Source organism: Roseovarius nitratireducens (assembly GCF_002925845.1).
In the GTDB taxonomy this organism is placed as follows: Bacteria; Pseudomonadota; Alphaproteobacteria; order Rhodobacterales; family Rhodobacteraceae; genus Roseovarius; species Roseovarius nitratireducens.
In genome coordinates, this window is sequence record NZ_PDNI01000069.1 from 17,086 (window position 1) to 38,934 (window position 21,849).

The 21,849-nt window shown below is 59.5% G+C and carries 25 protein-coding genes; 22 read left to right on the forward strand and 3 right to left on the reverse strand.

Annotated elements, in window-relative coordinates; translation table 11 throughout:
* Window positions 1-11: 11 nt before the first annotated feature.
* Window positions 12-317 (reverse strand): helix-turn-helix domain-containing protein, encoded by a 306-nt coding sequence (locus CRJ03_RS14970; RefSeq protein ID WP_104019685.1) that lies wholly within the window; start codon window positions 315-317, stop codon window positions 12-14.
* A 207-nt stretch (window positions 318-524) separates the two neighbouring features.
* Here CRJ03_RS14970 and CRJ03_RS14975 point away from each other — a divergent pair, with 207 nt between their 5' ends.
* From CRJ03_RS14975 to CRJ03_RS15035, 13 genes are all read left to right on the forward strand, one after another.
* Window positions 525-776, forward strand: a complete 252-nt coding sequence (locus CRJ03_RS14975; protein ID WP_104019686.1) for a type II toxin-antitoxin system RelE family toxin — start codon at window positions 525-527, stop codon at window positions 774-776.
* Between the two features lie 11 nt (window positions 777-787).
* Window positions 788-1,132: a helix-turn-helix transcriptional regulator gene (locus CRJ03_RS14980; RefSeq protein ID WP_104019687.1), complete on the forward strand. Its 345-nt coding sequence runs from the start codon at window positions 788-790 to the stop codon at window positions 1,130-1,132.
* 321 nt (window positions 1,133-1,453) lie between these two features.
* Entirely contained in the window at window positions 1,454-2,632 is a 1,179-nt protein-coding gene (gene repA / locus CRJ03_RS14985; protein ID WP_104019688.1) for a plasmid partitioning protein RepA, read from the forward strand.
* A gap of 3 nt (window positions 2,633-2,635) precedes the next feature.
* Window positions 2,636-3,652: a plasmid partitioning protein RepB gene (repB, locus tag CRJ03_RS14990; protein ID WP_104019689.1), complete on the forward strand. Its 1,017-nt coding sequence runs from the start codon at window positions 2,636-2,638 to the stop codon at window positions 3,650-3,652.
* A gap of 226 nt (window positions 3,653-3,878) precedes the next feature.
* Entirely contained in the window at window positions 3,879-5,096 is a 1,218-nt protein-coding gene (gene repC / locus CRJ03_RS14995) for a plasmid replication protein RepC (RefSeq protein WP_104019690.1), read from the forward strand.
* Window positions 5,097-5,379: 283 nt separating this feature from the next.
* A complete protein-coding gene (locus tag CRJ03_RS15000) occupies window positions 5,380-9,198 on the forward strand; it encodes a DUF4214 domain-containing protein (RefSeq protein WP_104019691.1) in 3,819 nt (1,272 codons plus the stop codon).
* Window positions 9,199-9,351: 153 nt separating this feature from the next.
* Window positions 9,352-9,555, forward strand: coding sequence for a DUF6447 family protein (locus tag CRJ03_RS15005; protein ID WP_104019692.1), 204 nt, complete (start codon window positions 9,352-9,354; stop codon window positions 9,553-9,555).
* Between the two features lie 268 nt (window positions 9,556-9,823).
* Window positions 9,824-10,063 (forward strand): type II toxin-antitoxin system ParD family antitoxin, encoded by a 240-nt coding sequence (locus CRJ03_RS15010; RefSeq protein ID WP_104019708.1) that lies wholly within the window; start codon window positions 9,824-9,826, stop codon window positions 10,061-10,063.
* Window positions 10,063-10,365 carry a type II toxin-antitoxin system RelE/ParE family toxin gene (locus CRJ03_RS20605; RefSeq protein ID WP_104019693.1) on the forward strand — a complete coding sequence of 101 codons (303 nt, stop codon included), beginning with the start codon at window positions 10,063-10,065 and terminating at the stop codon, window positions 10,363-10,365. The genes CRJ03_RS15010 and CRJ03_RS20605 overlap by 1 nt, the downstream gene beginning before the upstream one ends.
* A gap of 640 nt (window positions 10,366-11,005) precedes the next feature.
* Window positions 11,006-11,335, forward strand: a complete 330-nt coding sequence (locus tag CRJ03_RS15020) for a type II toxin-antitoxin system PrlF family antitoxin (RefSeq protein WP_104019694.1) — start codon at window positions 11,006-11,008, stop codon at window positions 11,333-11,335.
* Entirely contained in the window at window positions 11,332-11,820 is a 489-nt protein-coding gene (locus tag CRJ03_RS15025; protein ID WP_104019695.1) for a type II toxin-antitoxin system YhaV family toxin, read from the forward strand. The genes CRJ03_RS15020 and CRJ03_RS15025 overlap by 4 nt, the downstream gene beginning before the upstream one ends.
* Window positions 11,821-11,878: 58 nt before the next feature.
* Complete coding sequence (locus CRJ03_RS15030; RefSeq protein WP_206018384.1) at window positions 11,879-12,373, forward strand: hypothetical protein; 495 nt, start codon at window positions 11,879-11,881, stop codon at window positions 12,371-12,373.
* Window positions 12,364-12,618 (forward strand): hypothetical protein, encoded by a 255-nt coding sequence (locus tag CRJ03_RS15035; RefSeq protein WP_104019696.1) that lies wholly within the window; start codon window positions 12,364-12,366, stop codon window positions 12,616-12,618. The genes CRJ03_RS15030 and CRJ03_RS15035 overlap by 10 nt, the downstream gene beginning before the upstream one ends.
* Before the next feature lie 790 nt (window positions 12,619-13,408).
* Here the strand turns inward: CRJ03_RS15035 and CRJ03_RS15040 are convergent.
* Complete coding sequence (locus tag CRJ03_RS15040; RefSeq protein ID WP_104019697.1) at window positions 13,409-13,795, reverse strand: type II toxin-antitoxin system death-on-curing family toxin; 387 nt, start codon at window positions 13,793-13,795, stop codon at window positions 13,409-13,411.
* Window positions 13,792-14,022: a hypothetical protein gene (locus CRJ03_RS15045; protein WP_104019698.1), complete on the reverse strand. Its 231-nt coding sequence runs from the start codon at window positions 14,020-14,022 to the stop codon at window positions 13,792-13,794. The genes CRJ03_RS15040 and CRJ03_RS15045 overlap by 4 nt, the downstream gene beginning before the upstream one ends.
* Window positions 14,023-14,260: 238 nt before the next feature.
* On the opposite strand from CRJ03_RS15045, the gene CRJ03_RS15050 reads away from it, so the two are divergent.
* From CRJ03_RS15050 to CRJ03_RS15085, 9 genes are all read left to right on the forward strand, one after another.
* The gene (locus CRJ03_RS15050; RefSeq protein ID WP_104019699.1) at window positions 14,261-14,524 is read left to right on the forward strand and encodes a CopG family ribbon-helix-helix protein; all 264 of its coding nucleotides are present in this window, start codon (window positions 14,261-14,263) and stop codon (window positions 14,522-14,524) included.
* Window positions 14,521-14,829: a type II toxin-antitoxin system RelE/ParE family toxin gene (locus tag CRJ03_RS15055; protein ID WP_206018385.1), complete on the forward strand. Its 309-nt coding sequence runs from the start codon at window positions 14,521-14,523 to the stop codon at window positions 14,827-14,829. The genes CRJ03_RS15050 and CRJ03_RS15055 overlap by 4 nt, the downstream gene beginning before the upstream one ends.
* 318 nt (window positions 14,830-15,147) lie before the next feature.
* Window positions 15,148-15,351: a DUF6447 family protein gene (locus CRJ03_RS15060; RefSeq protein ID WP_104019700.1), complete on the forward strand. Its 204-nt coding sequence runs from the start codon at window positions 15,148-15,150 to the stop codon at window positions 15,349-15,351.
* 19 nt (window positions 15,352-15,370) lie between these two features.
* The gene (locus tag CRJ03_RS15065; RefSeq protein WP_104019701.1) at window positions 15,371-15,892 is read left to right on the forward strand and encodes a hypothetical protein; all 522 of its coding nucleotides are present in this window, start codon (window positions 15,371-15,373) and stop codon (window positions 15,890-15,892) included.
* A gap of 141 nt (window positions 15,893-16,033) precedes the next feature.
* Window positions 16,034-17,791, forward strand: a complete 1,758-nt coding sequence (locus tag CRJ03_RS15070; protein ID WP_104019702.1) for a type I secretion system permease/ATPase — start codon at window positions 16,034-16,036, stop codon at window positions 17,789-17,791.
* Between the two features lie 73 nt (window positions 17,792-17,864).
* Window positions 17,865-19,160, forward strand: a complete 1,296-nt coding sequence (locus CRJ03_RS15075) for an HlyD family type I secretion periplasmic adaptor subunit (protein WP_104019703.1) — start codon at window positions 17,865-17,867, stop codon at window positions 19,158-19,160.
* 64 nt (window positions 19,161-19,224) lie between these two features.
* Window positions 19,225-19,368 carry a hypothetical protein gene (locus CRJ03_RS20160; RefSeq protein WP_206018386.1) on the forward strand — a complete coding sequence of 48 codons (144 nt, stop codon included), beginning with the start codon at window positions 19,225-19,227 and terminating at the stop codon, window positions 19,366-19,368.
* A 124-nt stretch (window positions 19,369-19,492) separates the two neighbouring features.
* The gene (locus CRJ03_RS15080) at window positions 19,493-21,031 is read left to right on the forward strand and encodes a Fic family protein (RefSeq protein WP_104019704.1); all 1,539 of its coding nucleotides are present in this window, start codon (window positions 19,493-19,495) and stop codon (window positions 21,029-21,031) included.
* Window positions 21,032-21,203: 172 nt separating this feature from the next.
* Window positions 21,204-21,767 (forward strand): recombinase family protein, encoded by a 564-nt coding sequence (locus CRJ03_RS15085; RefSeq protein ID WP_104019705.1) that lies wholly within the window; start codon window positions 21,204-21,206, stop codon window positions 21,765-21,767.
* Window positions 21,768-21,849 lie beyond the last annotated feature (82 nt).

Here is a 21,849-nt window from a genome sequence, read left to right on the forward strand (position 1 = left end):
CGGCCTCCTGGTTACGACGCTTCGTCTTCGAACAGAACCCTGTATGTCATCGGCTCGTAATGCTTGAGCAGCATGCGGACGAAATCCTGCGGGTTCTGACCCAGCGCATTGGCCCATTCGACATATCGATGCGTGGGGATCTTGCCCCGGCCGTTCTCCAGCTGGGAGATGAACGTGTAGTAGTCGAGCGACAGGATATCAGCCAGCTCGCGCTGTGACAGCCCCTGCTCTTCGCGGAGCGAACGGAGCCACAGGCCAAGCGTGACCCTTTGTTCCTTGGTCTCTTCGGGTGAGGTCTTGTGAAGTTCGGCCAACATTTCGGTATCCTCGTGGGCAGCAATCTTGAGGGGTTCGGGTCAATGAGGCTTGCGGCCTCACAAACGTTTAGTAGATCACTATACCTCACTTGCTTTCCCGAGGCAAATCTCGCGTGGCAGGTCAACAGGTCACTGCCAAAGGGCGTGCATGTAGCTGTGGGCGACATTTCTGTTGACCGGACTGCGTATGTAGCTTAAAGAGACATCATGAAGCGGATCAGCTATACGAAGGCCGCGATCCGTGCCTTGCGCCGGATGCCCGCGAACACGGCCAGGCGTATCCAGGCCAGGATCGAAGCTTATGCGCGGAATCCGGCTTCGCAGTCCAACAACCTGAAATCCCTGAAGGGTCGAGAGGGTATCAGGCTGCGAGTGGGCGATTGGCGGGTCATTATGGATGACCAGGGCAACATTCTGGCGATCCTGGATATCGGACCCCGTGGCGGTATCTACGATTGAGAGGACATGACATGAGCGAAATGGTGACCATCCCCCGTGAGGAGTACGACCGGCTTCGGGCCACTGCCGAAGACCTAGCAGATCTCAAAGCCTATGATCGTGCCAAGGCAGACCTGGCCGCGGGTGAGGATGAGCTGATCCCGGCAGAGTACGTGAATCGTCTGCTCAATGGCGAAAGCGCCCTGCGGGTCTACCGCGATCTGCGCGGCCTGACCCAGGCGGCGCTTGCCAAAGAGGCCGCTGTGAGCCGCGTCACGATTGCCGAGATCGAAACCGGTCGCAAGCAGGGGTCTGTCACGACACTGCGCGCCCTGGCGCACGCCCTCGGGGTCATGCTGGACGATCTGGCAGAGTGACGATCCTTGTCGGATGACTGAACCGCGCGGCGCCTTTGCGTCCCGGTGACGGATGCGGCGATCTTGTGGGCAAAACGATTCGGCGCGCGGTGCGGATTCGGCTCCGGTTCCGGCGCCGAGCGCGGTGGCACGCATGATGTTCCGCGTCCGTTCCGGCCCGCGGGCAAAAAACTGGATGGCCTCTATAGTGTATCGCCGCATGTGACCCACAATATCCTGCAGAATCACTTGCCAGCCCTTGCCGGTCCCGGCATAACATTACGCTTATAGGGTGTTGTGGCGCGGCAAACCGTAACTAACGACTGCGCCTCAGGGTGAGGGATGATGAACAGCACGCGGATCGACCTTCTTGTCGGCGAGCACGCGCTCAGGCTCTCGGAGCGGCTGCAGGCCCATCGGGCACAGCTCTTCCCGCCCGATTCCCGCAAGGAGATGCGAAAGTTCACCAGCGGCGAGGCGGCGCGGCTGCTGGGCGTCAAGGATGCCTACCTGCGCAAGCTGCATCTCGATGGCAAGGGCCCCTCCCCCGAGATTCGCACCGGCGGGCGGCGCTATTACACGACCGCCGACATCCAGAACCTGCGCGAGCTGCTCGAGGCGGGGGCCAAGAGCCCGGGCACCTACCTGCCGGGGCGGCGCGAGGGCGATCACCTGCAGGTCATCACGGTGATCAATTTCAAGGGCGGCTCGGGCAAGACCACCACCGCCGCGCACCTGGCGCAGAAGATGGCGCTCGACGGCTACCGGGTGCTGGGCATCGATCTCGACCCGCAGGCCAGCTTTTCGGCGCTGCACGGGTTCCAGCCGGAATTCGACCTGCTCGACGGCGGCACGCTCTACGACGCGATCCGCTACGAAAACCCGGTGCCGCTCAGCCAGGTGATCCGGCGCAGCTATTTCACCAATCTCGACATCGTGCCGGGCAATCTCGACGTCATGGAATTCGAGCACGAAACCCCGCGCGCGCTGGCCGAGCGGGACGGTACGCTGTTCTTTACCCGCGTCGGCGACGCGCTGGCCGAGGTCGAGGGCGATTACGACGTGGTGGTGATCGACTGTCCGCCGCAACTCGGCTTTCTGACCATGTCGGCGCTCTCGGCGGCGACCGCGGTGCTGGTCACGGTGCATCCACAGATGCTCGACGTGATGAGCATGTGCCAGTTCCTGCTGATGACCTCCAATCTCCTGGGCGTGGTCTCGGAGGCGGGCGGCAGCATGTCCTATGACTGGATGCGCTACGTCATCACCCGCTACGAGCCCGGCGACGGGCCGCAGAACCAGATGGTCAGCTTCATGCGCTCGATGTTCGGCGAACATGTGCTCAATCACACGGTGCTGAAATCCACCGCCATCTCGGATGCGGGGATCACCAAGCAGACGCTTTACGAGATCGACAAGAGCCAGTTCACCCGCACCACCTATGAGCGCGCGATGGAAAGCCTCAACGCGGTCAATGGCGAGATCGAGGGGCTCATACAGGCGGCGTGGGGGCGCGAGTAGAGGATGGCGCGCAAGGATCTCCTCAAGGGTCTCATGGAGGTGCCGCGGTCCGATGACGGGGCGGATGGGGAGGCCCGTAACGAGGGGGCCCGTAATGAGGGGGCTCGTGTCGATACCGGGCGGCCGCGCTATTCCGGCGGGGCGATCGGGGCGGTCAGCCAGTCCATCGCCGGGCTGAAATCGCGCTCCGTGCTCGAGATCGACCCCGACCAGGTCGAGGCCGGCGGCCTGCGCGACCGGCTGGATTTCGACGAGGCCGACCACCGGGCGCTGATGGTCTCGATCCGCGATCACGGCCAGCAGGTGCCGGTGCTCCTGCGGCCCCATCCCGATCGCAAGGACCGCTACCAGGTGGTCTATGGCCGCCGCCGGGTTCTGGCGCTGCGCGATCTCGGCCAGCCGGTCAAGGCGCTGGTGCGCGAACTCGACGACCGCGAACTGATCCTCGCCCAGGGCCAGGAGAACGCCGCCCGCCGCGATCTGAGCTTCATCGAGAAGGCGAATTTCGCCCGACAGATGCGCGATCTCGGCTATGACCGGGCCACGATCTGCGCCGCGCTTCATATCGATAAGACATTGATTTCACGCATGTTTTCCGTGGTTGATCGCCTCTCGCCCGACCTGATCGAGGTGATCGGCGCGGCACCGTCGGTGGGGCGCGAGCGCTGGCTGACCCTGGCCGAATGGATCGAGGCGGATGTGTTCTCGCTCGACGAGGCCATCGCCACGGTCAATCTCGCGCGGGACGGGACCGGTTCCGACGCGCGGTTCGAGGCGCTTTACGCGGCGATCGGGCGTCACCGCGGCAAGCCCGGGCGCCAGCGGCGCGACACCCCGCCTGACACCCCGCCCGACACTCCACTCAGGGGCGCGGCGGGCGAGCCCATCGGGCAGGTGCGGCGCAAATCGGGCGCCACGCTGCTCAAACTGTCGGACAAGGGCGCGCCGGGATTTGCCGACTGGCTGATCGCGGCGCTGCCGGAGCTCCACCATCGCTGGAAGGACGGCGATGATGGCTAGGCCCGTCCGCGCCCCGCGCGCGGCCGGTTAACGAAACCTTTAACCACAAGGAGGCACAGACAGACAGAACGCAAAAAGAAAGCCCCCCGAGAACGTATCCCGAGAGGCCCATGACCGAAACGGTCGTCTGAATCTACACACTTCAGAACATGGGCCATCTGTTGACAGCTGTCAACAAGCGTCGGTTTCCGGCGGGCGAAAAAGTTTTGTCTTGTGAAAACTGAACATGGAAATTCTGACGACGACCCCCTTCGGGCCGCGGCGGATGAGCTATGAGCTGCTGAAACAGGAAACGGTCGCCACGGCGCCCGCCCCCCTGCCCCAAAGCGACAAATGGGGCCTGTTTCGCGAGCTTTGCGCCGCCCGCACGGCCTTTGGCCTGAGCGATCGTGATCTCACCGTCCTCTCGGCCCTGCTCTCCTTTCATCCCGGCAAGGATCTCGAGGATGCCGGCGCGCTGATCGTGTTCCCGTCCAACGCCGCCCTGTCGCAGCGCGCCCATGGCATGGCCGAGAGCACCCTGCGGCGCCATCTGGCCGCGCTGGTGCGGGCCGGCGTGATTCGCCGCCATGACAGCCCCAACGGCAAACGCTACGCCGCGCGGGGCGCTGACGGGTCGATCGCCCGCGCCTTCGGCTTCGACCTGCGCCCGCTCTTGGTGCGGGCCGAGGAAATCGCCCGCGCCGCCCAGGCCCTGCGCGAGACCGAGGAACGCAAGCGCCGCCTGCGCGAAGAGATCACCCTGCTCAAGCGGGATGCGATCAAGCTGCTGGACTACGGCACCGAAACGCTGAAAGGCCCGGATTGGGGCGGGTTGGGCGCCACCCTGCTCGACCTGCACCGCCGGTCCCGCCACAAGGCGGATATCGAGACGGCCCACGCCCTTCGCGACGAACTCAGGGCGTTCCTGGCGCAACTCCGGGATTTGATCGCGTCGAATACGTCCTCTGAATCAGAAAATATGAGCGGCAATGACAGCGATTCCGAGCGCCACTATCAGAATTCAAAACCAGACTCTTCTTGTCTTGAACCCTGCATGGAAAATGCACGGGCGGCGGGCGGAGCGGCACCACCCCAGTCAATTGAGCCAAGGCTGCCACTGATGCTGGTGGTCAAGGCGTGCCCCGACATTCTCGATTATGCCGAGGACGGCATAAGGCGCTGGTCCGATCTCTGCCATGCCGCCGATTTCGTGCGTGGCATGATGGGCGTGTCACCGGACGCCTGGCAAGAGGCCATCCAAACGATGGGGCGCCCCACGGCGGCGATTGCCCTGGTCTGTATCCTGCAGCGGATCCAGCATATCCGCAGTCCGGGCGGATACCTGCGCAGCCTGACACGAAAGGCGGCGGATGGGGCCTTCTCACCCGGGCCGATGGTCATGGCGCTTCTCAGCCCCGACCGGCGGATAGTTGACAGCTGTCAACACGGTGCGGTGCCGTGATCCGGGGGAGGCGGGGTGAAAGGTGAACATTCGCACAATGCGTCGCCCGGACCGATCACCTTTGGGTTACACACCGCCCTGGCCGGCGGGGCGGGCAGGAGGCAGGGGGGTATATGATCTGCTGTATATCTTTTCTTGCGTCCGTGTTCAGCGCGATGTATACCCCCTCTATGACGGACTCTTGTTCGTTGCGTGACCGGACGGGTAATTGCCCTTGCCGGAAAGCGCGGATCGTTGGACAAGATGCCAAACACCCTGAGTGCATACAAAGAGGACGTGAACAATGCCCATTGATACCAGCAGCCTGACGGCACAAGAGCAGGCAACCGCGATTTACGTGGCCTATTACGACCGGGCGCCTGACCCGGCAGGACTTCAGTTCTGGACGGATCAGATCCAGGGCGGCCTGTCGCTGGAAGAGGTCGCGACCTCGTTCTCCGCCGCCGCGGAAACCAAGGCCAAGTTCTCGTTCTTCGACACGCCCGACCTGGTCGGCGCGGGCACATTCCTCACGCAGGTCTATCTCAACCTGTTCAACCGCGCGCCCGATACCGAAGGGCTGGCCTTCTGGACCGACCAGCTGGAATCGGGGGATACCCCGGTCGGCGAAATCATCCTGGCGATCATCGAGGGCGCGCAGGATAGCGCCGACGGCCAGGACCGGTCCACCATGCTCAACAAGGTCGAGGTCGGCCTCGACTGGGCGACCGACGCCGCCGCGGCAGGCATCGGCCTGTCCAGCGATCCGATCGCCGAGGAAATCGACGGCAAGGTCGTGGTCAACGACCAGGCGGCGTTTGATTCGGCCACCGGCATTCTCAACGGCGTTGACGGAACGGCCGCCTCGGTGACGACTGCAAAAGCCACGACCGATACGTTTATCTCGGGTAACACCAACGTCGGTAGCACCTTCACGCTCACTAACGGTATCGATGACTTCACCGGTACGGCGAACAACGATACGTTCACAGCGCAGGATGTTGATGTTAGTGGCACCCAGACTCAAACATTCAAAGCGCTTGATAGTATTGACGGCGCTGGTGGCACCGATACGTTCAATCTTTTTGATCAAACCAATGCAATTAGCGTTGCAGGGTCAAATGTTTCGAACGTTGAAATCGTAAACGTCAAGGGTGCGGCTGCTGTCACGGTGGACTCGAGCTCTTGGACCGGTGTTGAGCAGCTGAATGTCCAGCAGGCTGGTGGTGCTGTGACTCTGACGGGGTCGAGCACAACAGATGTGAGCGCATCTGGCCTTGGTGATTTCAAAACGGATATCAATGGGGGTAAATCCGCGACCGTCACACAAACGATGAATGTCGCCGCTGACGACATTGATATCGATAACGTCGGGGATGTGACCGTCACTGCAACAGAATCTGACGCAGCCGCATCGGGTATTACAATTGGTGGTACCACTGCGGTAACAGGAGCGGTCAACGTTACATCGACCGGCGCTGCGACAGACGGTGCCGCCGCAACGCTTGACACAATCGACGTTACCGGTGGTACCACGGTTAATGTCACGCAGTCGGCTACGTCGGACATGACTGAAGCTGAAAAAGACACAACCGCTAACTCTCACACGTTGGGTGCGGTAGATATCGATGCTGGAGACAGCACAACTGATGTGACGGTCACTCAAGACCAAGAAGTCGCCGCGAAAAACTTCGTAGAAGAAGTTGCGGGTGTTTCTGAAAAGCAGTCGGTTAAGTTTGTCGCGCTGGATGATGGCGAAAGCACGACCATTGACGGTCTGACCTTCACCGCATCGAAAGATTTGACCGCAGCTGAAGTTGCTGAAGCCTTTGCAGGCCTGACCAAAGATGGCGATACGCAGGATGCCGGAGGTCCGACAGCGAACGGTACCTATACTGGTTCGCTTGATGGCAGCTGGGTTTCCGGTGCGGCGAGCGGCGATACAGTCGTCTTCTCGCAAGCGGTTGCTGGTGCTGGCACCGCATTCGACGGCAACTCAGATACTGCTGCTGGCGGTAACATAACGGTCACTAAAACGGCAGACGCTGTTACTGCGGTGACCGGCGTTACAGGCGTGTTGGGTGTTGTTAACGGCGCTGTCACGATCGATGATAACGCAACTGCGTCGATCAAAAACATCACCGTTGATGGTTACGGAGCCAACGCCACGTTGGGCGGCGGCACATCGCTGAATGCCCTTGAGACTCTGACGCTCAAGAACTCTGACACGGGTACGGCGACCGCGACAACTACGGCTACTTCCCTGACGCTGAACGTCGAAGACGTTGATGCAACCGTTAGCTTGGACGGTGGAGGAGCCACAGTTGATACTCTGACGCTGAATGCGACCGGTGAGGCATCGACCTTCGGGCTGACAGCAGCCGCGGTAACGGATTTGACTGTGGACGCAGCCGTCGACTTGGATATCGCTACGGGCTCTACACTTACTGCTGTAGAAACCGTGACTGTATCGGGTGCGGGTGCTGTGGACCTTGGTGATATTTCCGGCACAGGTGCCACATCAGTGTCTGCAACCGGCAATACAGGTGGTGTGACGACTACCATCGATGGCACCAAAGCGGCATTCACGGGCGGCTCTGGTGCGGATGATGTCACCGTTAACGTTGCTGATCCGACCAAGGCTATCAACCTTGGCGCAGGCGACGACACCCTGACATTGGCTAACGGCAGCGACACTTCTACGGAAGTCCTCGAAGGTGGTGACGGTACCGATACGCTGGAGCTTACCGCTGCTGACGCTGAAACCAACTCAGCAACGGCCACGTTCGAAACCAAGATCAACAGCTTCGAGCGCCTGACTATCGGGAATGCATCTAGTCAAGAGGTGGTCAATCTGGCCAACTTGGATGACATCGATTATGTCACTCTGGGGTCAGCTACTGGTACCGCTCAAGTCAACACGGTGACAGTGACTGATGATGCCGCTGTTGCTGGTGTGGAAGCCGGAGATGTCTTCTCGGTTACGATCAATGGTACGACTTTCAGCCATACAGCAACCGCTGCGCAAACAGCGACCTCGGTCGCATCGGATCTCGCAACTCTCGTCAATGCCGATACAGACTTGGCTGTTACTGCATCAGCTACAACCAATACTTTCACTCTGACGGCTGATAACGCAGGTGTTCCATTTACGGTTTCGGTGGCAAATCCCACTGATACTGGTGGTGATGACACCATTGCTGTTGCGGCAACCACCGCAAATGCATCAGGTATCACGCTGAACAACATGGCCAGCAATGGTACTGTGGTTCTTACTGACGCTGTGACAACGACTGTTGGAGTCACCGACGCTTCTACTGGTACTGCTGACTCCCTCAACATTGTTGCTAAAGCAGAGAACGGTAAGGATTTCGGCCTCGTCACCGTCGATGATGTCGAAACCATTTCGGTGAGTGCAGAGGATCTGGATACGGATGGGAATGAAGATGGCAAAGCCACTCTGACCCTTGATGCGGACTCTGCTAAGACTGTCACTGTGAGCGGCGATGCAGATGTTGATCTGACGGTCAGCAGCGCGAGCAGCCTCACAACGGTTGATGCTTCGGCAATGACCGGCGCTCTGACCTACACCGCTGATGATGGCACGACGACCGTCACTGGTGGTTCGGGTGCTGACAGCCTGACGGCGTCTGGTTCGGGTGACAAACTGATTGGTGGTGCCGGAGACGACACCCTGACCGGTGCAAACCTGACCGAGATGACCGGTGGCGCGGGTGCGGACACGTTCGTGTTTGATGCTGACATCAATGCACCGACCAATCTCAACAGCTTTTCCAGCATCATGGACCTGTCGTCGGGGGATATCATCGACTTCGATAGTACTGATACTGGCACTGTCGAATTCTCCTCGGCTGCGATTAATCTCGCGGATACCGCAGTGTTCCAGGACTTTGCGAATGCGGCTGTTAACGGTCTGGGAACAGACGACGACGATGCAGCTTGGTTCCAGTTCGATGGAAATACCTACATTGTTCAGTCGGGTGACAATACTAACAACAATGACTTCCAGAACGGCACTGACAGCATCATCAAGATCGTTGGCACGGTTGACCTGTCCACCGCGTCCTACAACCAGACCGATGGCACGCTGGAAATCGCATAAGCTCTTCGCCTGAATGAGGAGCCTGTTGCGAAATAGGTAAAGACAATGAAACCCCCGGCTTCGGTCGGGGGTTTTGCTTTCCGAAGGGGCAGGGCTTTTGTCCCTCGCATCACCTTGATAGGCGTGCCGTCAAAGCCAAACAGGAGACCCGACATGGCCAACACCCAAACCGTGACCATCGATGGCAAGGACTACGAGCTGGAAAGCCTGAGTGACGCCGCCAAAGACCAGCTGACCAACCTGCGCGTCGTGGACCAGGAAATTGCCCGGCTGCAGCAGCAGCAGGCGATCGCACAGACAGCCCGGAATGCCTATGCCAATGCACTGAAGGCCGAACTGCCCTCGGGCAACCAGTAATACTACGGGAAAACCCGTAGGGCAGGGGGCCAAAAGGCCCCCTGTGTCGTGTTCGAGAAGTAACCTTGGAGGATCATCCCGGCATACGGAGCAAAAAAGAACAAATAATGGCATCTGCAAATATGTTTTGTACCGATTATACGATTTACGGGGAGGGTGATGAATCGAGTCCCATGGTCCACGGAACAAGGTCGGTGACGGGCAATCAAGGCGCGCTTGACCTTCCGGCGCTCTCCAATATATGATTTAATAATATATGGAGGACGTGATGGCGAAGGCGACATCGATCATATTGGGTGACCACTTCGATCAACTGATTGCGCAGCAGGTCCAGACAGGGCGCTATGGCACGGTCAGTGAGGTTGTACGTGATGCGCTGCGATTGTTCGAACAACAGCAGATCGCGATTCAACGGCTCAACGACGCGATTGAGGAGGGTTATGCGAGTGGTATTAGCGAACCGTTCGACTGGGATGATCTGTTTGCCGAAGCTGTTGCCGAAGCTTGATGGCCGAAATCCAGTTTACCAACGCTGCCCGGCAGGACTTGAAGGGCATATTCACCTATAGCATCCGTAGATGGGACAGGCGGCAAGCGGAACGGTATTCTTCGCAACTGAACTTGCAGATACAGAAGATTGGGCAGGACGCTGTATTCAGTAAGCCGGTACAGAACAGCCGATCAAATTTACGCCAAAGCACTGCGGGTCGCCACTTGATCATTTTTGAGCAGACCGACGATCACATCCTCATCATTCGCATTTTGCACGAAGCAATGGATATTCCCCGTCATATCAGCCCAGCACACTAATCCTGTCACAACAGCACCACAGCCGCGCTGATCTTCCGTGGGGTCACCCCGGATACCCCCTGAGATCGCCTGTGAGCGGCCCTGTGGTGGCGCAATTCCATTCTGGCACCGATCGGGCAGCTGGGTGATGGTGTCGTCTGACATGTGGCATATCCCTTTCTCGACCGAGAATTGACGGCATCTGAACACCGCCATGATATGCCGCCCCTCAGGGCATCACCAACTTTCGCGCGTTTCTCCCTCACAAACGTCCGGATCTCAATCTGTGGACACGACCCAGACAGCTCGCTCAGATAACGTATACAACTTAAAGAGAGTTTATGGAGACTTTTGACACTTTTTAATAGAAAACCGAAGAGGACTCTTCAGGGTATAGGGAATCCATAGGTCCGGAGCGGCAGTCAGAGGCAGCCAGAGACTGCCAGAGGCTGCGTTAATCCGAGAAAAAGGGCTGTTTTTGACAAAACTCGAGAATTCCATTCCTAAACTCTAACAGTTTCCCAGGTACCTCTCTTGTTAGGTGGTTCCCTGGGGTCAGACTGCCGATATTAACGCTAAGGTTGAGTCCTTGCCCAGATACCTTGAAAAGGTAATGGGTTTGCATTACTTTCTTGATGAGCTTTGCTTGAGGAGCACCGGCATGAGCGATGTGCAAGCACCGCGCTTCGAAGCGACCCTGACGGACAAATACCAGAACACGGTCCCGGCCGCGGTCCGCAAGGTCCTGGATCTTCGCAAGCGTGACAAGGTCGCCTACGTCATCCGGGGCGGCCAGGTAATCCTGGAAAAAGCCGAGCCCGAGGACAGCCAGGTCGACCCAGTGGTCCAGGCCTTCCTTGGTTTTCTCGAGCGGGAGATGGTCACCAACCCGCAACGTCTTAAAGCGTTTGGCGGCGAGACAACCCGTCGGGCTGCGGAACTGACCGACGGTGTCGAGGTCGATCTGGACGCACCGCTGGACGACGAATGAGCAATGGCCAGAATGGCCAGATTGACGGCGCGTTGGTCATAAACGGCTGGACCCTGCTTCAGGATACGGCCTTCCAAGAGGCATACGAAGACCTCATCGCGACCGTCGAGATGCTTCGGGAGAAGCATCCAGAGACCTACCGGAAGAAAGCACCCACGAAGATCCTGGCGGCCATAGAGAAGTTGACGAAGGAGGTCATTCCTTCGGATCCGACCTCCTCTGCCTTTGACATGGGAAACACGATCGGGCCGGAATACCGGGCCTGGAAACGGGCGAAATTCCTGCAGCAGTTCCGCCTCTTCTTCCGCTACGACACGAACTCCAGGGTTATCATCTACGGCTGGGTGAACGACGAAGGCACCAAGAGGGCCTACGGCAGCAAGACCGACGCCTACCGGATCTTCCAGAAGCGTCTGGCTGCGGGCGATCCACCTACGGGCTGGGACGACCTGATGACCCGAGCGGCCCCGGTCGATCAGGGATAGGTCGAGCAGATGCTTCGTCGGGCGCGGGAGACGCACCAAGGAGCCCATCCTGAACGCCATGGAAGCCGCTGGACAAGCCCTGGCCTCCCTGGGTCTCACCCTGCGCTCAGGAGCCGCCTACGGGGCTGACACAGCCTTCGAGAATGGCTGCGATAACGCCCACGGACCCAAGGAGATCTACATCCCCTGGCAGGGTTTCCAACGTCGCTTTATTGAGGAACCAGGTGTCATTGGTAAGGATATGAATCACTACTACGAAGCCGAGAAGCTCGCCAAGGAACATCACCCCGCCTGGGACAAGCTCTCCCTGGGCATCAGACCCCTCATGATCCGCAACAGCTACCAGATCATGGGCCGGGACATGCAGAGCCCCTGCCTCTTCGTCCTCTGCTCAACCCCTGGAGGCCAGGGCCAAGGCGGCACCGGCCAAGCCATCCGCATTGCTCGGGCACATGATATTCCTGTCTTTGATATGGGATCCATGGATCTCGGTGAAATCAACCAGCAAGTACTTCAGCTGATACAGAATAAGGATGTAATTTCATGCACATAACCGTATCAACATCCTACAACTGCAGCGCAGCGGGGACAGCCGACCTTTCCCCTCATACCTGGGCCGATGTCAAGGAATGGTTCGTCAAGTGGGATACCTTCCACGTTCTCTTCAAGGACGATCCTGAATGGAAGGAGTTCCCCCTGTACTCAGATCATTCCGATGGGATCGACTGGAAGCGACCCAGCCATGTCGACATCTACGAAGGAGACATGGAGTTCGATGAGGAACTCGCCTCTACCTAAAACCAAAGCCCACAACATCCCCGTCTTCGACCTGGGCAACCTAAGGCCTATCTCTGAAAATTCCCGACCTATGACAACCCTATGTCCTAACTCGGAATTCCCATGACGACACTGAAGTTGACCGAGGTGAACTCTAGTAAACTCTCCAGCCCTTAGGTTTGAACTCTGTGCCCAGGTGCCTTCTGTTGCTTCCTGCTTGGTATGAATGAGTTTCACCCTACTAATGTGCTGCTTGGCCCAGTGTGTATGTTGGGGGTCTAGGGTTTATCCGGGTCCTTCTCCTGTCTGGGGTCTCACAGCCACAAGACGAAAGAGGCTACCGCTACGGCTTGTCACTTGCCGGCCCTCAAAAGTGGCTCTTTGCCGGGGACTTCACCCGACCCGCTTTGATCCGGCTCCGTCTAGGTCATTGCAGAAACGCGACAACGGAACCCACCGACGCGGTTCATATCGAACCTCGGGATATATTTATCCTGGTTCACCCCATATATGTATCAGAGCGGGGACTTGACCCCTGACCCGTTGATTTGCCCCATGTGCTTATCCACATGTGCTTGCCCAACGGTTGTCAGTCGGTCGGGGGCAGATGAAAACTCTGCGGGGAAGCGGCTGGCCTCCGATATCGGGCATCGCGTGGATACGGCAAATCAGATGACGGGCCTTCCCCTGCATGCGGGGGGAAGGAGCGGGTGGCGGAGCTGTGCTTGGATGGTCGCCTGCCTGGAAAACAGGACCTCAAGACAGGGACCCAACAGGGACCCAGGAGAGCGCATCGGGCTGGGCCAGCCGCCTATCTCGAAGCGTCAAATGGCGCGGTATGCTCCCTCAGCCAGGGCACGATCCGATCATGGCGAAACGCGCCGCCTTCGAGGCTCTCGATGATGAAGCGGTAGATCGCATCGGAACCCGCAGTAATGGAGAAGCCGTTGATCGCGAGAAACGTTTCGGTCACGGCGAAGGCGACACGCTCGTTTCCGTCCACGAACGGATGGTTCATGGCGAAACTCTCCCAGAGCGCTGCCGCCTGCTCGATCTCATCGTCATAGTAGCCAGTCTGAGGCCGATACAGCGCCGCTTCGATCAAACCGGGATCGCGGATGCCATCAGCACCGCCGAACGCTTCGATCTGGTCGGCATGGATTTCCAGAACCTCGATGATGGTGAGATAATCTGTCACTCAGCGAGCTTCCTGTAGAGCGTTTCACGTTTCGCGCGACTGGCACGATAGGCGTCTATCACATGGCCGCGCGGACGCTCGTGCTTGCGCTTCTCAATGAGATCGGTAAGCGCCTCATCGACAAGCGCCTGAAGCTGCCGCCCTTCTGCCTTGGCAAGACCCCGCACGGCAGAGAGGAGTTCGGTGTTGACCTGGGTCGCGAATTTCTCACGGACTTTCTGGGACATGGAGCACCTTCCTTTCTCCAACATGATGTCATGATTTGTCATGACAAATCAAGTTCCACCTTGATGGTGAATCTGACGCCATGGCCTGATCCAGAATGAAAGGTCTTACCCCGAGACGCCTGATTCCTTCGTGCTTGGCCGACTCAGCATTTTGAAGCGGCGGGCGGTCAGGGGATCGAGGAGTGATTGCACGACTTGGAACTGACGGCATCAGGTGCTATGATTACAAGTGACTACAATGGAACACACCATGCCACAGCGCGCCGCTTCCGAGCCAATCACCATCCGCACAGCCAAGGTATCTGAGATTGATGCCCTGGCGAATGCGATGGATCGTTCCCGCAACTACATCGTCAACCAGGCCATCGAACAATATCTGGAAGCCAACACCTGGCAGATGGAGCGGATCAAGAGCGGGATCGCCGCCGCCCGAGAGGGCAAGGTCATTCCTGCCGATGAGGTGTTTGCCGGAATTGCCGCGAAGCACGATTGGGCACGTTGAAGCATCTGGTTATTGCCGAACCAGCAGCCCGCGATCTTGAGGGGATCGTGGATTATATCGCGCTGGATAATCCGGTCGCCGCCGAGAATGTGTATCGGGGAATCGTGCGGGCAGCGGAAAGACTGCCCGAGTTCTCCGCCTTGGGACGCCCCGGTCGCCATCCCGAGACGCGGGAGCTGAGCGTCTCGGGACTGCCCTACCTGATCGTCTATGAGGTCAGCGCCGAGGCGGTGACGATATTGGCGGTATTCCACATGTCCCGAGATCTCGCAAGGGCGCTCCTGGCCAGGATGCAGAGCAGTTAAGAGGTCTTCACGATTAGGTTTTTCGTCGTCGTAGCAGGCCGTCGCCCCGCCTATATGGCGTTTGCATCTTGCTTGTCCATTGACCCGTAGCCGTGTGGGCAAGCCTCGTGCCTGACCTCGAGTGTGGATCTCCCCGGTGCCGTGTGAACGCGAGGCTGGACGTTCGGGGCTCGCAGTTTTTGTCAGAAGTGGCGGGGGCGCACCGGTTTCACGCCTTTCGGCGACAAAACGCAGGCACAAGGCGCGCGATGTTGATCCTGCGGTCCTCATCGGATAGAGGACGGCCAACGCATTTCATCACATAAGAAGGCAACGCTCATGGCCAAGATCACCGTCGACGGCACCGAATACGATACCGACAATCTGTCGGACGACGTCAAGCGGCAGGTGCAGAACGTGTCCTACTGCGATCGCAAGATCGAGGAGCTCAAGAACGAGGCGGCCGTCATCCAGACGGCCCGCAACGCCTATGCCCGTTCGCTGGGCGAGATGCTCGCTGGCGAAACCAGCAAGACGGACTGAGGGCGGAGCGTGCGCCCCGATGACCGGTATCCGGCGCTTCACCACGGATTACGTGCCGGTCGAGGACCGCATGCGGCTCTCATTGGAGCGCGATGACGGGGCCGTGCGTATCCTGTGGCTGACACGCCCCTTGCTGAACAAGCTGGTGGTGCAACTGGTCAGGCGGATCGATGCCGCCGCGCCGTCGGGCGTATCCACGGACAGGCCGCTGAAAAGCGGGGCGCAGCAGCGGTTCACCCAGCAGGCCGCAGAGGCGTCCCTGAGGCCGCAAGAGCCCGTCCGGGTCGGGACCACCGCCCGGCAGGCGGGGGTTGCGATGCTCGTGACCAGCATCGGCCTGCGTGACGGGCAGGGGGGGCTGTGCGTGGAATTCAAGGGCGGCAAACATGTGCTGGAGGCGGTCCCCTTCACCGGGGACGCCCTGCGGCAATGGCTGGGCGTGCTGCACAAGTGTTATTGCCAGGCCGGGTGGGGCGGCGATTTCTGGCCCGGCTGGATCACCCCGGACCACTCCCCGGCCGACATGGCGCGGATGAATTGACCAGAGTCGGCAACGCATGCGCGGATACCACTCTCCGTGCCAATGAGGCGGGATGATGACTTGTGCCGATGGAAACAATTTCGAGGCTATGCTAGTGTATAGCGAAATTCATATGCCCCGGGCTGCGGAGACTTCGTGAAAATGCGCCAGAAAACCTCGCTCGAGACAGCCTATGGCAGGTTCCGGTCCACGTTCATCGCGACCGTCGTCTTCAGTTTCTTTACCAATCTGCTGATGTTCGTCGGCCCTCTTTACATGCTGCAGATCTACGACCGGGTGCTGTCGAGCCGGAACGAGATGACCCTGATCATGATCTCGGCAATCGCGATTGCCATGCTGGTCAGCTACGGGTTGCTCGAATTCACGCGCTCGCGCCTTCTGGTGCGCGCGGGGATGCAGTTCGACGAGGTTCTTGCGAATCCCGTGTTCCACCGCGTCGTCAAGCAGCAGACAGCCCTGCCGGGCGGCAATGCGCAGATCGCCCTGAGCGATATCGACAAGGTGCGGGAATTCATGACCGGGCAGGGGATTCTCGCGTTTTTCGACGCGCCCTGGGTGCCGCTGTTTCTCGCCTTGTGTTTCGCGTTCCACCCGTGGCTGGGCCTCGTGGCGACCATCGGGGCCGTCATCATCTTTGGCCTGGCGCTCGCCAATGAATTCGCGACCCGCAACGCCCTGCAGGATGCCAGCAAGGCATCGCAGGGGGCCAACCATTTCGTCAACACCACCATGCAGAACGCCGAGGTCATCCGCGCGCTCGGCATGGAAAAGCAGCTGACCAAGCGCTGGCTCAGCCAGCATGACGACATGCTGGTCCACCAGGCAAAGGCCAGCGATCGCGCCGGCTCGATCATGGCGTCGTCGAAATTCGTGCGCATGAGCCTTCAGGTGGCCATCCTGGGGACAGGGGCCTACCTGGCCATCCAGCAGCTTATCTCGCCCGGTATCATGATCGCGGCGTCGATCGTGATGGGGCGCGCGCTGGCGCCGGTGGAACAGGCCGTCGGCCAGTGGAAGCAGTTCGTCAACGCGCGGTCCTCTCACAAGCGGCTGAAGCAGCTGTTCGCCAACATCTCGGAACAGGAAGAGCGGACCGAACTGCCGGAGCCCAAGGGGAACCTGAAGGTAGAGCAATTGTTCGCGACCGTTCCGGGCACCCGGGACGCGCTGCTCAGGGGGATCAGCTTCTCCATCAACCAGGGGGAAGTGCTTGCGATCATCGGCCCCAGCGGATCGGGCAAGTCCTCTCTGGTCCGGCATCTTGTCGGGGCCATGACGCCGGCCGCCGGTGCCGTGCGTCTGGACGGAACCGAGATGCACCATTGGGACCCCGAACAGCTCGGGCGTTACCTTGGCTACCTGCCGCAGGATGTGAAGCTCTTCGGCGGGTCCGTCGCTGAAAACATCTCACGGTTCGAAGACGATCCGGAGGACGCCAATGTCGTCGCCGCCGCCACCCTGGCCGGAGCGCATGACATGATCCAGAAGCTGAGCAATGGCTATGAGACCAATGTCGGCGATGGCGGCATGTTCCTGTCCGGCGGGCAACGGCAGCGCGTTGGCCTCGCCCGGGCCGTGTATCGCTATCCCAGCCTCGTGGTTCTGGACGAGCCCAACTCCAACCTGGACAGCATGGGCGAGAAAGCGCTCGTTTCCTGCATCCAGGAACTCAAGGCTATGGGCAAGACCGTCGTTCTTGTAACCCACAAGACCAATCTGCTTGCCCTGTCCGACAAGACCCTGATGCTGATGAACGGCACGGTCGAAAAATTCGGCCTGACCAAGGACTTCTTTCAACAGCCGCAAGCCGCGCCGGCTGCGGAAAAAGCGCAGAAAGCCGCGTCCGGGAACTCGCCCGCGGTGGTTCAGCTGTCCACGTCCGAAAAGGACGAGAGCTGACAGCGCCCGCTTGTAAAAACGGGTTTCCGGACAATATCGGAACCGGACCAAGCCACACAAGGACGTGCCGTACATGGCCATCAAACCGAGCCCGAAACCGATTGCCATCATGGGATACGCGATCGTGTTCATCACGTTCGGCGTATTGGGAGGCTGGGCCGCCGTCGCCAAGCTCGACAGCGCCGTCTTTGCGCCGGGCACGGTCTCTCTGGAGGGCAACCGCAAGGTTGTGCAGCACCTCGAAGGCGGGATCGTGGAAGAAATCCGCGTGAAAGAGGCCGACACGGTCAATGAAGGCGACGTCCTGTTGCGCCTCAGCGGTGTCGAGGCACACTCCAACCTCGAGGTCATCAACACCCGGCTGAACATGGCCCTGGTCGCCGAAGCCCGCCTCCTGGCAGAACGCAAGATGGCGGACCGGATCGACCTGCCGGACGACATTGACCCCGATGCCGCATCGAAAGACCTGAAGGCGGTGATCGCGGATCAGAGGGATCGCTTCAAGGCCCGCCGCTCCATCATGAAATCCCGGATCGACATCCTGTCCAGCCGGGTCGATCAGACGAAGGAACAGATCGAGGGGCTCGAGCTTCAGAAATCCGCCCTGAAGCGCCGCGTCGAAAACTTCAGCCACATGGTCGAACGGATGCGCAGCGGCCAGGAAAAAGGCCTGGTTCAGAGCAATGTCCTGTCGCAGCGCGAAGACGAGATGATCCAGATCGAGGCGTCCCTCGGGCAGGTGATTTCCGAAACCGCACAAGCCCGCAACGTCATCAGCGAAACCGAACTCGAAGCGCTCCAGGTCGAGCAGGAATACCGCGAGCGCGCCAATTCCGAACTGGAAGAAGTCCGCTCCGAGATATCGGAACTCGAACAGCGGAAAACGGTCGCCGAAGACATTCTCGGACGCACGGAGATCCGTGCCCCCGGGTCCGGCACGATCCAGAACCTGAAGGTTCACACCGTGGGTTCCGTGATCAGGGCGGGCGATGTGCTCATGGAGCTGGTTCCCGAGAACGAGGAGCTGATCGTGAACGCACGGGTGACGCCACGCGATATCGACAATGTCTCGCCGGGGCTCGAGACCGAAGTCCGGTTCACGGCCTTCAAGACGAAACTCACACCGATCATGCTCGGCAAGGTCGAATCCGTTTCCAATGACGTCATCACGCCGGAAAACCCCCAGGAGATGCCCTATTATCTGGCCCGTATCGACGTGGATGAGAAAGATATCCCCAAGGACATCGAAGGCCGCCTGACGGCCGGGATGCCGGCCGATGTCATCATCACGACGGGGGAGCGGACGGTGTTGAATTTCATCGCGTCACCCCTGCTCGACGCGGTCCGCAAGAGCCTGATCGAAGAGTGAGCGTTGCAAGGGCGCAGCGCCCGGACAGGTGCAGACCGGACGGGCACACCTGGCGGCTGAAGCGATGCATGGCAAGCCCGTCTTATTCATCGGAAACCTCGCGTCCCTGATCCGGAGAAGCGCCTTCGCGTGCAACGAGGTGCGCCTGCTCATCGCGATCCTGGCCTATCAGCTGATGCACATCGCCAATGAAGTTGGCTACACGTAAGCTCCGCGAGAAGCGCTCTGTTTTCACAGAATGCGCCTTTTCAGGCATGTTTTTCATGTGATAGGAACAAATTTCATGGAGACCAAAGTCTCCAACGAAAATTCACGCCAAAGGAACGGAATTCATGCCGTCCGACCAGGAGGTACATTTTTCGGGCCCGAGGACCATTTTTCAGGAGCGTCGTCTTCCGGAGACCGCTACCCTGGCAGGCTACGGCGCACTGATCGATGCCTATGAATTGTCAGTGCCCTTGCCCCGCAAACTGTCGGCGACGGGTAACCATCACCGCATCTTCGAGGATGATACCTGGCGCATCCTGACACCACGTCACGCCCCGAGTGCAGACCTCGATGGCCACCTCACGTTCGCACTCAAGTACGAAGGGCTTGATCTGGCTGTCCTCATAAGGCTGTTCGCGGCCACCGGCCCCGACGCCATCGCAGAGATTGTGCACAACAAGCCGACCGGCAGCTACGCAAGGCGCGTATGGTTTTTGTATGAATGGCTTACAGGCAACCAGCTGGACTTGCCAGATGCGGAAGGCGGTCGCTATGTGCCTGTAGTTGATCCCGGCCAGCAGTTCGCGACGGAAGGTGAAAACGCTCCCCGATATCGCGTGAAAAATAATCTGCCGGGAACGAGAGATTTCTGCCCGCTGGTCTTTCGCACGCGACGACTCGAAGAGTTCATCGCAATGGACCTGCCGGGCCGGGCCCGCGCGGTCATCGCTGACGTCCCCCGAGACTTGCTCGCACGAACGGCTGCATTCCTGCTGCTCAAGGACTCGCGTTCCAGCTATGCGATCGAAGGTGAACGCCCGCCTCAAGACCGCATTCAACGGTGGGGCCGTGCCATCGGCGAAGCTGGTCGCCAACCCCTCGACCGAGATGAGCTGCTACGACTGCAGCGGATCGTCATAGGCGATGCGCGTTTCATCAAGCTGGGTTTCCGCGACGAGGGCGGTTTTGTTGGGGCGCATGACCGCGAGACGCGCATGCCTCTGCCTGATCACATCAGCGCGCGGCATGAAGATCTTCCGTCCCTGACCGACGGTATGATCGCTTTTGACCAGGGTGCGTCTCGGCACTCCGACCCGGTCGTTTCCGCTGCAATCCTCGCATTCGGTTTTGTCTATATCCACCCTTTTGAGGACGGTAACGGCCGACTGCACCGCTACCTGATTCATCATGTTCTGGCGGAACGCGGCTTCAACCCGCCAGGCGTGACCTTCCCGGTGTCCGCCGCGATCTTCGAGCGCATCGATGAGTACAGAATGGTCCTTGAGAGCTATTCTGCGCGGCTGCTGCCGCTGATCGAGTGGGAGCCGACAGAGAAATTCAACGTTCGTGTCTTGAATGACACGGGTAATTTTTACCGCTTCTTTGACGCGACCCCGCACGCGGAATTTCTCTATTCATGCGTTCAGAAGACAATTGAAGAAGACCTGCCCTCCGAGATGGCCTTCCTGCGAAGCTACGACGCGTTCCGTGACCAGATCGAAGGCATTGTTGAAATGCCCCAACTCACCATCGATTTGCTGTTCCGATTCCTGCAGCAAAACGGTGGCACACTTTCGCGTCGCGCCAGAACCAATGAGTTCAAGGCATTGACTGATGATGAAGCGGCGCAGATCGAACGCGCTTATGCTGAAACCATGATTTAGGCCGAGATGTCCCCATTCGTGACAGATCATGTAATGGATGAAAGGTGCGAAGTATGCTATTTTGGGTATACCCTTGGTGACACTTTTCCTGAACACACAAAAACGACTTTCGGCTGTTTATTTTGGGCCCATTCCGGCATAATGAACATATCATCCCGAGGGCACACCCAAAATGAACAGTTCTCACGTGAAAATCGGCTATGCGCGCACCTCGACCACCGAGCAGAACCTCGAAGCGCAGGTGAGCGTGCTCCGGGCCGCGGGATGCGGCATGATCCGGACGGAGCAAAAGAGCGGGGCCAGCCTGGACGGGCGGCCCGAGCTCAAGACGATCCTCGATTTCATCCATCCGGGCGAGACGCTGGTCGTAACCCGCATTGACCGGCTGGCGCGTAGCCTCGGTGACCTGCAGACCATCGTCACCCGCCTGAAATCCAAGGGCGCGCACCTGGCCGCGACCGAGCAGCCGGTGGACACTTCCACGGCCACCGGCAAGGCGTTTTTCGACATGCTCGGTGTCTTTGCCGAGTTCGAGACCAACCTGCGCCGCGAACGCCAGGCCGAGGGCATCGCCGCGGCCAGGGAGCGCGGCGTCTACCGGGGGCGCGTTCCCAGGATCGACATGGCCGCCATCCAGGCCAGGCTGGCAGAGGGCCAGTCGCCGACACGGATCGCCCGCGACATGGGAATTTCGCGCGGCACCGTCTACAAGGCGAAGGCTGGGCCGGTTTCGTGAAAGAGGACAGCGTATTTAAGATGCGACACCCGCCTTACGCCGAGGGCATTTTTTGAGAACCGCGGTGTTTCCAGGGTAGGCA

Excerpts from the sequence above, each read along its gene's own strand:
- CRJ03_RS14970 (WP_104019685.1), bottom strand. The coding sequence starts at position 317 with ATGTTGGCCGAACTTCACAAGACCTCACCCGAAGAGACCAAGGAACAA.
- CRJ03_RS14975 (WP_104019686.1), top strand. The coding sequence starts at position 525 with ATGAAGCGGATCAGCTATACGAAGGCCGCGATCCGTGCCTTGCGCCGG.
- CRJ03_RS14980 (WP_104019687.1), top strand. The coding sequence starts at position 788 with ATGAGCGAAATGGTGACCATCCCCCGTGAGGAGTACGACCGGCTTCGG.
- repA (WP_104019688.1), top strand. The coding sequence starts at position 1,454 with ATGATGAACAGCACGCGGATCGACCTTCTTGTCGGCGAGCACGCGCTC.
- repB (WP_104019689.1), top strand. The coding sequence starts at position 2,636 with ATGGCGCGCAAGGATCTCCTCAAGGGTCTCATGGAGGTGCCGCGGTCC.
- repC (WP_104019690.1), top strand. The coding sequence starts at position 3,879 with ATGGAAATTCTGACGACGACCCCCTTCGGGCCGCGGCGGATGAGCTAT.
- CRJ03_RS15000 (WP_104019691.1), top strand. The coding sequence starts at position 5,380 with ATGCCCATTGATACCAGCAGCCTGACGGCACAAGAGCAGGCAACCGCG.
- CRJ03_RS15005 (WP_104019692.1), top strand. The coding sequence starts at position 9,352 with ATGGCCAACACCCAAACCGTGACCATCGATGGCAAGGACTACGAGCTG.
- CRJ03_RS15010 (WP_104019708.1), top strand. The coding sequence starts at position 9,824 with ATGGCGAAGGCGACATCGATCATATTGGGTGACCACTTCGATCAACTG.
- CRJ03_RS20605 (WP_104019693.1), top strand. The coding sequence starts at position 10,063 with ATGGCCGAAATCCAGTTTACCAACGCTGCCCGGCAGGACTTGAAGGGC.
- CRJ03_RS15020 (WP_104019694.1), top strand. The coding sequence starts at position 11,006 with ATGAGCGATGTGCAAGCACCGCGCTTCGAAGCGACCCTGACGGACAAA.
- CRJ03_RS15025 (WP_104019695.1), top strand. The coding sequence starts at position 11,332 with ATGAGCAATGGCCAGAATGGCCAGATTGACGGCGCGTTGGTCATAAAC.
- CRJ03_RS15030 (WP_206018384.1), top strand. The coding sequence starts at position 11,879 with ATGGAAGCCGCTGGACAAGCCCTGGCCTCCCTGGGTCTCACCCTGCGC.
- CRJ03_RS15035 (WP_104019696.1), top strand. The coding sequence starts at position 12,364 with ATGCACATAACCGTATCAACATCCTACAACTGCAGCGCAGCGGGGACA.
- CRJ03_RS15045 (WP_104019698.1), bottom strand. The coding sequence starts at position 14,022 with ATGTCCCAGAAAGTCCGTGAGAAATTCGCGACCCAGGTCAACACCGAA.
- CRJ03_RS15050 (WP_104019699.1), top strand. The coding sequence starts at position 14,261 with ATGGAACACACCATGCCACAGCGCGCCGCTTCCGAGCCAATCACCATC.
- CRJ03_RS15060 (WP_104019700.1), top strand. The coding sequence starts at position 15,148 with ATGGCCAAGATCACCGTCGACGGCACCGAATACGATACCGACAATCTG.
- CRJ03_RS15065 (WP_104019701.1), top strand. The coding sequence starts at position 15,371 with ATGACCGGTATCCGGCGCTTCACCACGGATTACGTGCCGGTCGAGGAC.
- CRJ03_RS15070 (WP_104019702.1), top strand. The coding sequence starts at position 16,034 with ATGCGCCAGAAAACCTCGCTCGAGACAGCCTATGGCAGGTTCCGGTCC.
- CRJ03_RS15075 (WP_104019703.1), top strand. The coding sequence starts at position 17,865 with ATGGCCATCAAACCGAGCCCGAAACCGATTGCCATCATGGGATACGCG.
- CRJ03_RS20160 (WP_206018386.1), top strand. The coding sequence starts at position 19,225 with ATGCATGGCAAGCCCGTCTTATTCATCGGAAACCTCGCGTCCCTGATC.
- CRJ03_RS15080 (WP_104019704.1), top strand. The coding sequence starts at position 19,493 with ATGCCGTCCGACCAGGAGGTACATTTTTCGGGCCCGAGGACCATTTTT.
- CRJ03_RS15085 (WP_104019705.1), top strand. The coding sequence starts at position 21,204 with ATGAACAGTTCTCACGTGAAAATCGGCTATGCGCGCACCTCGACCACC.